This window comes from Stenotrophomonas sp. Ste96 (assembly GCF_024519495.1).
GTDB classification, from domain to species: Bacteria; Pseudomonadota; Gammaproteobacteria; order Xanthomonadales; family Xanthomonadaceae; genus Stenotrophomonas; species Stenotrophomonas bentonitica_A.
Genome location: NZ_JALJRX010000004.1, coordinates 214,956 through 225,858, shown reverse-complemented (window position 1 = coordinate 225,858; position 10,903 = coordinate 214,956). Strand labels below are relative to the sequence as shown.

Annotated in this window: 13 protein-coding genes and 2 pseudogenes; 12 read left to right on the top strand and 3 right to left on the bottom strand. The window is 67.3% G+C overall.

The window, feature by feature from the left end:
- The 3 genes and pseudogenes from OC373_RS13175 to OC373_RS13165 form a co-directional block, all read left to right on the top strand.
- Positions 1 to 148: pseudogene (locus OC373_RS13175) on the top strand (acyl-CoA thioesterase); the annotation flags it as partial.
- A gap of 69 nt (positions 149 to 217) precedes the next feature.
- Positions 218 to 943, top strand: a complete 726-nt coding sequence (locus tag OC373_RS13170) for a hypothetical protein (protein ID WP_019186285.1) — start codon at positions 218 to 220, stop codon at positions 941 to 943.
- 9 nt (positions 944 to 952) lie between these two features.
- Positions 953 to 1,099: pseudogene (locus OC373_RS13165) on the top strand (acyl-CoA thioesterase); the annotation flags it as partial.
- A 74-nt stretch (positions 1,100 to 1,173) separates the two neighbouring features.
- On the opposite strand, the gene OC373_RS13160 reads toward OC373_RS13165, so the two are convergent.
- Positions 1,174 to 1,623, bottom strand: a complete 450-nt coding sequence (locus OC373_RS13160; protein WP_019184521.1) for a copper chaperone PCu(A)C — start codon at positions 1,621 to 1,623, stop codon at positions 1,174 to 1,176.
- 34 nt (positions 1,624 to 1,657) lie between these two features.
- Here OC373_RS13160 and OC373_RS13155 point away from each other — a divergent pair, with 34 nt between their 5' ends.
- The 4 genes from OC373_RS13155 to OC373_RS13140 all read left to right on the top strand — a co-directional run bounded on the left by OC373_RS13155 (position 1,658) and on the right by OC373_RS13140 (position 5,297).
- Positions 1,658 to 2,437, top strand: coding sequence for an enoyl-CoA hydratase/isomerase family protein (locus OC373_RS13155; RefSeq protein ID WP_070426859.1), 780 nt, complete (start codon positions 1,658 to 1,660; stop codon positions 2,435 to 2,437).
- 147 nt (positions 2,438 to 2,584) lie between these two features.
- A complete protein-coding gene (tesB, locus tag OC373_RS13150; protein WP_026069994.1) occupies positions 2,585 to 3,493 on the top strand; it encodes an acyl-CoA thioesterase II in 909 nt (302 codons plus the stop codon).
- A gap of 1 nt (position 3,494) precedes the next feature.
- Positions 3,495 to 4,004: a DUF2007 domain-containing protein gene (locus tag OC373_RS13145; protein WP_070473420.1), complete on the top strand. Its 510-nt coding sequence runs from the start codon at positions 3,495 to 3,497 to the stop codon at positions 4,002 to 4,004.
- Between the two features lie 84 nt (positions 4,005 to 4,088).
- Positions 4,089 to 5,297, top strand: a complete 1,209-nt coding sequence (locus OC373_RS13140; RefSeq protein ID WP_261997829.1) for an RNA polymerase sigma factor — start codon at positions 4,089 to 4,091, stop codon at positions 5,295 to 5,297.
- 57 nt (positions 5,298 to 5,354) lie between these two features.
- On the opposite strand, the gene OC373_RS13135 is transcribed toward OC373_RS13140, so the two are convergent.
- Positions 5,355 to 5,960 carry an EF-hand domain-containing protein gene (locus tag OC373_RS13135; RefSeq protein ID WP_261997828.1) on the bottom strand — a complete coding sequence of 202 codons (606 nt, stop codon included), beginning with the start codon at positions 5,958 to 5,960 and terminating at the stop codon, positions 5,355 to 5,357.
- A gap of 154 nt (positions 5,961 to 6,114) precedes the next feature.
- Here OC373_RS13135 and OC373_RS13130 point away from each other — a divergent pair, with 154 nt between their 5' ends.
- Together OC373_RS13130 and OC373_RS13125 are read left to right on the top strand one after the other, a co-directional pair.
- Positions 6,115 to 6,870 carry an arginyltransferase gene (locus OC373_RS13130; protein WP_261997827.1) on the top strand — a complete coding sequence of 252 codons (756 nt, stop codon included), beginning with the start codon at positions 6,115 to 6,117 and terminating at the stop codon, positions 6,868 to 6,870.
- Between the two features lie 37 nt (positions 6,871 to 6,907).
- Positions 6,908 to 8,113 (top strand): endonuclease/exonuclease/phosphatase family protein, encoded by a 1,206-nt coding sequence (locus tag OC373_RS13125; protein ID WP_261997826.1) that lies wholly within the window; start codon positions 6,908 to 6,910, stop codon positions 8,111 to 8,113.
- 148 nt (positions 8,114 to 8,261) lie between these two features.
- Here OC373_RS13125 and purT read toward each other — a convergent pair whose 3' ends face one another.
- Positions 8,262 to 9,449: a formate-dependent phosphoribosylglycinamide formyltransferase gene (gene purT / locus OC373_RS13120; protein WP_046272202.1), complete on the bottom strand. Its 1,188-nt coding sequence runs from the start codon at positions 9,447 to 9,449 to the stop codon at positions 8,262 to 8,264.
- Positions 9,450 to 9,580: 131 nt separating this feature from the next.
- On the opposite strand from purT, the gene OC373_RS13115 reads away from it, so the two are divergent.
- The 3 genes from OC373_RS13115 to OC373_RS13105 all read left to right on the top strand — a co-directional run bounded on the left by OC373_RS13115 (position 9,581) and on the right by OC373_RS13105 (position 10,902).
- On the top strand, positions 9,581 to 10,450 hold the full coding sequence (locus OC373_RS13115) for an SPFH domain-containing protein (protein WP_070426852.1): 870 nt from the start codon (positions 9,581 to 9,583) through the stop codon (positions 10,448 to 10,450).
- An 87-nt stretch (positions 10,451 to 10,537) separates the two neighbouring features.
- Entirely contained in the window at positions 10,538 to 10,717 is a 180-nt protein-coding gene (locus OC373_RS13110) for a hypothetical protein (protein WP_046272204.1), read from the top strand.
- Entirely contained in the window at positions 10,714 to 10,902 is a 189-nt protein-coding gene (locus OC373_RS13105; protein WP_261997825.1) for a DUF4177 domain-containing protein, read from the top strand. The genes OC373_RS13110 and OC373_RS13105 overlap by 4 nt, the downstream gene beginning before the upstream one ends.
- Position 10,903: the final 1 nt, after the last annotated feature.

Here is a 10,903-nt window from a genome sequence, read left to right as displayed (position 1 = left end):
CAGCAGCGTGACCATCGGCCACCGCATCGTGGACGAGAAGAACGACAGCACGCTGTATTCGGACGGCAACGTGGTGGTGGTCTGGATGGACACGCAGACCGGCAAGAGCGCACCGTTGCCCGAGGCGATCCGTACGGCATCGAGCTGACGAGCCTGGCAGCACTTGGTAGAGTCGAGGCTGCTCGACTCTGCCACCGAGAACCTTCAAAGGACTGAGATGATCCACCAGACCGAACTGCGCGACCTGCTGCCCGGCATGGTCCCCTTCCCCAACGACGTCTTCCCTGCCGACCAGGCTTGGCTCAGCCAGCACCTGCTGCCGCTGCTGAAGATCGACCTTGGCGTGCTGCGCCCGGAACTGGCTGGCCAGGTGGCAACCATGCTGTGCCCGATCGAGCCGTATGAGGGCTGCATCGGTGACAACACCGAAGATCAGCATAATGATTTCACCGGCAGCAACTGGATCGCCTTCGAGCTGACTGCGGATGACCGCATGCGCTTTCTCGGCAACGAGGGATACTTTCAGGGAGATGCAGTAGAAGACGAAGGTGGGCGCACGCACGTCGCCGAAATGCGTGACAGCCATGCCAAAGCCAAAGCGTACTTCCAGCAGCACAGCAAACTGGCCAGCTACTCACGTTACGGCGATGGCGAGCCCAGGGAGCATGCATTCCTTGATACGTTGGGCGGGCCGATTTCATGGGGAAACTGGACAGAGACGGCAGAAATCCCGCCAGCTTTCGAGATTTCGATTCTTCCAGTCATGCACGAACGCGACCGTACTGCGGATATGGAAGACGTAACCGTTACCCGCGACGGCCACAAGTTCTTCGCCGTGGCCGAGGTGGCCGGCTACAATTGGTGCGCGGCAGGCGCCGATGCGATCGTGATGTTGTACGAACCGGTAAGCCGAACGGTGCTGTTCTCCTTCGACTGGTCTTAGAGCTACCTTAGCAGCGTGACCATCGGCCACCGCATCGTGGACGAGAAGAACGACAGCACGCTGTATTCGGACGGCAACGTGGTGGTGGTCTGGATGGACACGCAGACCGGCAAGAGCGCACCGTTGCCCGAGGCGATCCGTACCGCGTCGAGCTGACAGGTTTCGCCGCGCCGAACTGAAAGGTAGTGCCGGCCATCGGCCGGCACTACCCTTCTACGCCCCATGAAGGTTTACGGTAGCGCGCTGCGCACCTGCAACGTTCCATCCACCTTGCGCCCGTCTTCCAGGCTCAGCCGCAACGGCAGCTGCGCCCCCGCTTTCAGCGCCACCTCCGGCTGCATCAACATCAGGTGCAGGCCACCGGGTTTCAGCTCGACCGTCGCGCCCGCCGCGATGGGCAGGCGCTCCACCGCGCGCATGCGGCTGACCCCGTCCACCAGCGTGGTTTCGTGCAGCGACACATCGCCGAACGCCTGGCTGCCCGCAGCGACCACCACCACCGGGGCGCGACAGTCATTGCGGATCTGGCCGTAGCCGGCCGCCATCGGCATCGCGCCCGGAGGCAGGCGAAGCCAACCATCGCGCAGCGACACGCAGGCGGGCTCCGCCGCCATGGCCACCGCCGATGCTGCGAACGCACACACCCCCAACAATACGCACACGAATGGTTTGGTTATCATCGGCTTCGTTCCCTGTCCGCAACGAGACTGCAGCATGACGACGCTCATCGAGGTGATCAACCATGGCCCCATCCGCGAACTGCGGCTGGCGCGTCCCCCGGTCAATGCGTTGGACACCGAGCTGTGCCGGCACCTGATCCAGGCGATCAACCAGGCCATGGCCGATGACGTGCACGGCATCGTGCTCTCGGGCAGCGAGCGCATCTTCAGCGCTGGCATGGACGTGCCGCACCTGCTCAGCCACGGCGAGGACAAGCACAAGCTGCTGGACAGCTGGCAGGCCTTCTTCGGCGCCGTGCGCACGCTGGCCGAATGCCGCGTGCCGGTAGTGGCCGCCCTGACCGGGCACGCCCCGGCCGGTGGCTGCGTGCTCGCCCTGTGCTGCGACTACCGGATCATCGCGCGCAGCCCCGATGCCGCCCATCCCACCGTGATCGGCCTGAACGAGGTCCAGGTCGGGCTGGTTGCGCCGGAAGGGATCCAGCGCCTGATGCGCCGCGTGGTCGGGCATCACCGGGCCACTACCCTGCTGGTCGGCGGCGAGATGGTGCCGGCCGAGCGTGCGCTGGAGATCGGGCTGGTCGATGAGGTGGTCGATGCCGACCTGGTCGTCGCCCGCGCCGTGGTCTGGCTGCAGGCCCTGCTCAAGCTGCCGCGGCAGCCGATGCTGCTGACCCGCACCATCGCCCGCGCCGACCTGCACGAGGCCCTGCACGCCGATCTGATCCAGCTCGACCGCTTCGTCGAGGCCTGGTACGCCCCGGACGCCCAGCAGGCACTGCAGGGGCTGGTGGCCCGGCTGGGCAAGGGATGACCCGCCACGGCTGACGCACCCGCGCACACCGGTAGTGCCGGCCGCTGGCCGGCAACCAGGTAATGAATGATCGAAGTGGTGCGTGGTTGCCGGCCATGGGCCGGCACTACCCTATAATTTGCGTTCGCCCACCCCAGGTTGCTTCCCTTGTCCGCCACGCACGAACCCGTCGTTTCCGAGCTGATCGACCTGCTCTCGCTCGAACGCCTGGAAGACAATCTGTTCCGCGGCCAGAGCCGCGATATCGGCACCAAGTACGTCTTTGGCGGCCAGGTGCTGGGCCAGGCGCTGTCGGCCGCCCAGAAGACCGTCGAGAACGGCCGCCACGTGCATTCGCTGCACGCCTACTTCCTGCGCGCGGGCAACATCGACCATCCCATCGTCTATGACGTGGACCGCACCCGCGATGGCGGCAGCTTTTCCGTGCGCCGGGTCACCGCGATCCAGCACGGCAAGGTGATCTTCTTCTGCGCGGCCTCGTTCCAGCAGGCCGAGACCGGCGCCGAGCACCAGCACAAGATGCCGGAAGTGCCGCAGCCCGAAGACATCGAGCCGAACCAGCCGCTGCCGCAGGCGGTCCTGGATCGCCTGCCGATCAAGGTGCAGCGCTGGCTCTCGCGCGGCGGCCCGTTCGAGTTCCGCCACGTGTACCCGCGCGATGAACTCAATCCGCCCAAGCGTCCGCCGTACCACCAGGTGTGGCTGCGCCTGAACGAGACCGTTGGCGATGCCCCTGAGCTGCACCAAGCGCTGCTCGCCTACGCCTCGGATTTCCATCTGCTGGGCACCGCGACCTTCCCGCACGGCATCAGCTACTACCAGCCGCACGTGCAGATGGCCTCGCTGGACCACGCGATCTGGTTCCACCGCCCGTTCCGCGCCGACGATTGGCTGCTGTACTCGCTCGACAGCCCCAGCGCGCAGGATTCGCGCGGACTGGCGCGTGGCCAGTTCTTCACCCGCAACGGCATCCTGGTCGCCAGCACCGCGCAGGAAGGCCTGATCCGGGTGGTCGAGGACAGTGCCGCGGCCGCCGCCGTACCGGCCAAGGACTGACATGAGACAGATCTTCAACAGCCAGCGCGTGGAAACCGTCGAAGGCGTGGCCCAGCTGCTGCGCGACGCCGGCATCGAAGTGCGCATCACCAACGGGCGCTCGTACCACAGCAAGCGCGGGAGCCAGTTCAGCTATCTGGACAAGGAAAAGGCCACTACCCATCCGACCCTGTGGGTGGTGCATGCCGACGACCAGCCGCGCGCGCGCGAGATCCTGCGCGATGCACGCCTGCTGGAAACCACCCGCCGCGACCACCCGACCGCGCAGTTCGCGTTCCGCGACGAGGTCGCCCAGGCCGACGCCCCGCGCAACTGGGCCTGGCGCATCCGCATCGGCCTGCTGCTGGTGATCGCTGCCGTGGCGATGGTGGTGGTCATGCGCCACCGCGGCGCGCCGGTGGTGGCGCCCGCCCCGGCACCGGTGACCCAGCCGGCCTCGACGCCAACCGCACCGGCCGCCACGCCGCCGGAAGAAGAGGAAGTGCGGGTCCGGATCCAGCCCACCGAATAACAGGTCGTGCCGGCCGCTGGCACGACCCGGTCACATCCGGGCCCGGCACGCGTCATGATGGGACCATCCCCGGGGGAGGACACCATGACGCCGCATCCGCTGACCACCACGCTCGAACGCGAGCTGCCCGCCGCCGCCGGTGGCTGCCAGCAGTCCTACGGCCGCATCGTGCTGGCCTGCCAGAACACGGTCACCGCGATCGCGCTGGCGATCACCCGCGACGTGCACGCCAGTGAGGACATCGCGCAGGAGGCCTTCATCAAGGCCTGGCAGCAGCTCAACCAGTTGCACAGCCATGCCAGCTTCCTGCCATGGCTGCGCCAGATCACCCGCAACCTGGCCCGCGACTGGCTGCGCGCCAACCGCGGCCGTCCGCTCTCCGGCGAAGCCGCCGAAATCGCCATCAACATGGCTGCCGACCCCAGCCCGAGCGCTCCGGAGCACCTGCAGCGGGTGGAAGAGGAACTGGCGGCCGAAGAGATCATCTCGGCGCTGCCCGAAGACAGCCGCGAGACCCTGCTGCTGTATTACCGCGAAGGCCAGAGCTCGCAGCAGGTCGCCGATCTGCTCGGCCTCAGCGACGCCGCCGTGCGCAAGCGCCTCTCGCGCGCACGTGCCACCGTGCGCGACGAGATGATGCGCCGCTTCAGCGAGTTCGCACGCAGCAGCGCGCCGAGTGCCGCGTTCGCCACGACGGTGGTCTCGATGGTGCTGGTCGCCGCGCCCGGTACGGCCAGTGCCGCGATCCTGCTCGGTACCGGGCTGGGTACCAGCAAGCTCGGGCTGGGCGGTGCCAGTGTTTCCGGCGGTGCCGCCCTGGGTTCACTGAGTGCGGCGGCCAGCCAGAGCCACGTGCTGCCGCCGGATTTCGCCTGGGGCGCGATCGCCGGCAGCGTGGTCGGGGGCGTACTGGGCAGCTACCTGGGGGGCCGTTACCTGCTCTCCTACGCCGAGAACGAGAGTGAGCGAACCGCCATCCGCGGGTTCGTGCACTACAGCACGTTCACTGCCATGCTGACGTGCGTCGCCGTCTTCGCCCTGAGCTTCCTGCCGCTGGCCTGGTACTGGCCCGTGGTGGCGTTGGCGATCGGGCTTGGCCTGATCAACTATCAGTGTCTCGTTCCGCTGCAGCGGATCATGGCCCCGATGATCGCGCGCGATGCGGCGCGCCATGGACGCACCGGCCCGAACTGGAAATACGAGTCGCTGTATGGCCGCAAAGCGCTGTGGGTGATGAACCTGTTCGTGGTCGGCACCATCGTCTGGGCGATGTACAGGAACGGCCGCATCTGAAACAGAAAAGCGCCGGTCGATGACCGGCGCTCTCGTCCTGCCGCTTCAGCGGGATGCTTACTTCGCCGCCGGTGCCTTCGGCGCCATCGGCGGCTTGCCGTCGCGGTGCTTGCCATCGCGATGATCGCCACGCGGGCCAGCGAACGGGCCCTTGGCTGCATCGAACTCGGCCTTGCTCAGCTGGCCGTCCTTGTTGGTGTCGGCCGCGGCGAACCAGGCGTCACGATGCTGCTTCATGCGCAGCTCGCGGTCGGCCTTGTCCAGGTAGCCATCCTTGTTGACGTCCATCTCATCGAAGCGCGCGGCCAAGCGCGGATCGGCCTTGGCTTCCTCACGGCTGATGCGGCCATCCTTGTTGGTGTCCAGCTTGGCCATCCAGTCGCCATGGCCACCCGGGCCACGCCCGTGGCGCTTGCCGTGCCCGCGCGGCAGTTCCTCGCGGGAGAGCTTGCCGTCCTTGTTGGTGTCCAGGGTGTCGAACTGCGCGGCCAGGCGCGGGGCCTTCGCCGCTTCGGTGCGGTCGATGAAGCCATCGCCATTGGTATCCAGCTTGGCGCGGGCAGGCTTGTCGCCGGCGACGGGGGTATCGGCGGCGACCGCCAGGCCGGCAGCACCGGTGGACAGCAGCAGGGCCAGCAGCAGGAGGGATTTGCGGTTGCGCATGGGTAACTCCGGTTCGTAAGGGATTCTGCGTGTGGTGCATGGCACCCACACCGGTAACAACGCGTGGGCGCCAGCAGCGTTGACAGCCCGGCCGGCCACGTTCATTTGGCAGACAGTCGCGCCGGCTGCGACGGCACGGGGCTATGCTGTGGGCATGGCAATACACGGCGACCGCGACGACGAGCTGCGACTGTTCCAGACCGGCGACCACCCCTGTGGCTACTGGCCGGAACGGGCCGCACGCGATCTGGTGCTCGATCCCAACGATCCGCGGCTGGGCACGCTGTACCCGATGGCGCTGGGCTGGGGCTTCCGCCGCTCCGGCGATCTGGTCTACCGCCCGCACTGCGCCGACTGCCACGCCTGCGTGGCCGTGCGCATCCCCGTGGCCCGCTTCGCGCCGGACCGCAGCCAGCGCCGCTGCCTGGCCCGCAATGCGGACCTGGAAGTGCGCATCGTCGCGGCCGAGCAGACCGACGAGCAGTTCACGCTGTACCACCGCTACCTCACCCACCGCCACGCGCAGGGCGGCATGGACGAGCACGGCCCGCACGAGTTCGACCAGTTCCTGATCGGGCGCTGGTCGCAGGGCCGCTTCATCGAGATCCGCGGCCCGGCCGCGGACGGCCACCGCGGCCCCCTGCTCGCTGTCGCCGTGACCGATGTGACCCCGCAGGGGCTCTCGGCGGTCTATACCTTCTTCGACCCGGACCAGGCCCATCGCGGCCTGGGCACCTTCGCGATCCTGCAGCAGATCGCCTGGGCCCAGCGCGAGCAGCTGCCGCACCTGTACCTGGGTTACTGGATCCGCGACCACCGCAAAATGGACTACAAGCGACGGTTCCGCCCGCTGGAGGCCTACGATGGGCGCCGCTGGCACGCCTTCGATGACGAACGGGACGGCCGCTGACGCAACACTGACACCGTGCCGGGTGCAAAATAGGCGGATGAAAGCCCATCCCCTGATCCTTGCCCTGGCCCTGCTCTGCGGCGCCTGCGCACAGACCCCTGCCAAGACCGCCGCCATGCCGGAGACTGCTTCCGCACCGCTGCGGATCGCCACCTACAACACCTCCCTGTACAGCGACGAGACCGGCGGCCTGATCGCCGAGCTCGAAGGCGACAGCGAACACGCGCGCAAGATCGCCGCCGTCCTGCAGCAGGTCCGCCCGGATCTGGTGCTGCTCAACGAGTTCGACTACGACGACGCCCACCGCGCCGCCGACCTGTTCCAGCAGCGCTACCTGGAAGCCGCCCAGCCCGGCGGCGGCGAGCCGCTGCACTACGCTTACCGCTACCTCGCCCCGGTCAACACCGGCGTGCAGAGCGGCCTGGACCTGGACAACAACGGCGAGATCGGCGGCGAAGGCCGCGCCCGTGGCAACGATGCCTGGGGCTACGGCCTGCACCCGGGCCAGTACGGCATGCTGGTGCTGTCGCGCTACCCGATCGACGAGGCCAAGGTCCGCAGCTTCCAGCTGCTGAAGTGGAGCACCATGCCCGGCGCGCTGCGCCCGATCGATCCGCGCACCGGTAAATCCTTCTACAACGACCACGTCTGGTCGCAGCTGCGCCTGTCCTCCAAGTCGCATTGGGACGTGCCGGTGAACACCCCGAACGGCACCGTGCACGCCCTGGTCTCGCACCCCACCCCGCCGGTCTTCGACGGCCCGGAAAAGCGCAACGCCGCCCGCAACCACGACGAACTGCGCCTGTGGCACGACTACCTCAAGGACCGCGACACGTCCTGGCTGTGCGATGACCGTGGCCACTGTGGCGGCCTTCCGCAGGATGCGCGCTTCGTCATCCTCGGCGACCTCAACAACGACCCGATCGACGGCGACGGCCGCCACGAAGCCATCGTCGAACTGATCGAAAACCCGCGTGTCCTGCGCTACCCCACCCCGCGCAGCGTCGGCGCAGAGCAGACCAGCCTGGCCTACGCCGAAAAAGGCATCGTCCGCAAGGGCGCCCCCTTCCACGCCACCGGCGACTTCGGCCCCAAATCCGGCACCATGCGCCTGGACTACGTCCTGCCCTCGGTCGGCTTCCGCTACATCGGCAGCGGCGTGTTCTGGCCGTCCAATGACAGCCCGGAAGCAAAAATCGCCGACGGCAGCGACCACCACCTGGTGTGGGTCGACCTGAAGTAAGGCCCGCGTCGCTCTTAACAAAAAACGGCGAGCCAAGGCTCGCCGTTTTTCGTTTGCTCCGCTGTTCGAACCGCGCAACCGACCTTCCACGAGGAGGTGATCGGGCAGCCCGATCACCTCACACCGGCAGCACCCAAGGCGCCCTGCCTCACGACCGCAACTCGATCCCGATCGCCTCGGCGGCCTCACGCGCGATCTTCCGCGCCTCATCGATGTCCGCCCCCCGCGCCAGTGTCACCCCGACCCGGCGATGCCCATGCACGCTCGGCTTGCCGAACAACCGCAGTGCCGAATCCGGATGCACCAGCGCCGCGGCCACGTTGCTGAAGAACGGGACACCCTCGCCGTGTGCCAACAGCGCGCACGAGGCCGACGGACCGCTCTGGCGGATCACCGGAATCGGCAGCCCCAGGATCGCGCGCGCATGCAGCGCGAACTCACTGAGCTCCTGCGAAGCCAACGTCACCAGACCGGTGTCATGCGGACGCGGCGACACCTCGCTGAACCACACCTCGTCGCCCTTCACGAACAACTCGACCCCGAACAGACCCCAGCCGCCCAGCTCATCGGTGATCGCCTGCGAGATCTCCTCCGCCCGTGCCAGCGCACGCGGCGACATCGGCTGCGGCTGCCAGCTCTCGCGGTAATCCCCGTCCTTCTGCCAATGGCCGATCGGGGCACAGAACGACGTGCCACCGGCATGGCGCACGGTCAGCAGCGTGATCTCGTACTCGAAGTCGATGAACCCTTCCACGATGCAGCGCCCGGCCCCGGCACGGCCGCCGGTCTGCGCGTACTCCCAGGCCGGGGCGATGTCCGCCTCGCTGCGCAGCGTGCTCTGGCCCTTGCCCGAGGAGGACATCACCGGCTTGACCACGCACGGCAGCCCGATCGCCGCCACGGCGGCACGGTACTCGGCGTCGGTATCCACGAAGCGGTACGGCGAGGTCGGCAGGCCCAGCGTCTCGGCGGCCAGACGGCGGATGCCCTCACGGTCCATGGTCAGGCGCGCGGCACGCGCGGTCGGCACGACCCGCAGGCCCTGCTCCTGTTCCAGCTGGACCAGCGTCTCGGTGTGGATCGCCTCGATCTCCGGCACCACCAGGTGCGGCTTCTCCTGCGCGATCAGCGCGCGCAGCGCCATCGCGTCGAGCATGTCGATCACGTGCGAGCGGTGTGCCACCTGCATCGCCGGGGCATCGGCATAACGGTCGGCGGCGATCACCTCCACCCCCAGCCGCTGCAGTTCGATGGCGACCTCCTTGCCAAGTTCACCGGACCCCAGCAGCAGCACACGGGTGGCGGAAGGAGACAGCGGCGTACCGAGCGTGGACATGGCGGTGTTCCGGGCAACAGAGACGGGAGGGCATTCTAGCCGCTGCGGCCGCCCCATGGCCGGCTGGCCCGGCACTTGCGGACTGATATCAATTTGATATCGTCCTATCAACTACCCAAGGACGCCCTGCCATGAAAGAGAAGTCGATCCGCTCGCTGTCCGGCCTGCCCTTCCTGCTGCTGGTCCTGGCCCTGACCGGGCTGGCGGCCTGGCTGTTCGTGGCCGGCGTGGAGCGTGGCAACCGCAACCCGGCGCTGATCGTGGCAGGCCTGCTGCTGGCCACCACCGCCCTGGTCAGCCTGGTCGGGTTGTATACCGTGCAGCCCAACCAGGCGGTGGTGGTCAGCCTGTTCGGCAAGTACGTCGGCACCGTGAAGGAGAACGGCCTGCGCTGGAACAACCCGTTCTTCACCAAGGTCAAGGTGAGCCAGCGCGTGCGCAACTTCGAAAGCGGCAAGCTGAAGGTCAACGAGCTGGACGGCAGCCCGATCGAGATTGCCGCGGTGATCGTGTGGCAGGTGGTGGACGCCTCCGAGGCCGTCTACAACGTGGACGACTACGAAAGCTTCGTGCACATCCAGTCCGAATCGGCGCTGCGTGCGATGGCCACCAGCTACCCGTATGACCAGCACGAGGAGGGCCAGTTGTCGCTGCGCAGCCATGCCGCCGAGATCTCCCAGCACCTCAAGGACGAACTGGCCGAGCGCCTGGCTGATGCCGGGGTGCAGGTGATCGATGCGCGCATCAGCCACCTCGCCTACGCGCCGGAAATCGCCCAGGCGATGCTGCAGCGCCAGCAGGCCAACGCGGTCATTGCTGCGCGCACGCGGATCGTGGCCGGTGCGGTCGGCATGGTTGAGATGGCCCTGGCCGAACTGCAGAAGAACGGCGTGGTGCAGCTCGATGAAGAGCGCAAGGCGCACATGGTGAGCAACCTGCTGACCGTGCTGTGTTCGGACCGTGGCACCCAGCCGGTGGTCAACGCCGGTTCGCTGTATTGATGCACCCACGTGCCGACCCAGGGTCGGCACTTACCAACGCAGCCCGGCGCCGAGGGGACGGCACGGGGTGTGGATAAAGGACCCCGCATGACCGAAAAGAAAGCGTACCCGCTGCGTATCAATGCCGACGTCCTGGCGGCGGCGCAGCGCTGGGCCGACGACGAGCTGCGCAGCCTCAACGCGCAGATCGAATACGTGCTGCGCGATGCGCTGCGCAAGGCCGGACGCCTTCCCAGACCTACCACCGACAAGGAGAGCAAGTCATGAGCGCACGTTGGACGTATCTGACCGTTGAAATCAAACCGAATCTGATGGGCATCGTCCAAGCAGAGCAGATCCAGGACGCACTGACCCGACACGGCCAGCTGGGGTGGGAACTGGTCAATGTGATCAGCCTGGTGTCCGCACCCCCCTTCACCACGGCAGTGGCGATCTTCAAGAAGGAGGCGTGAG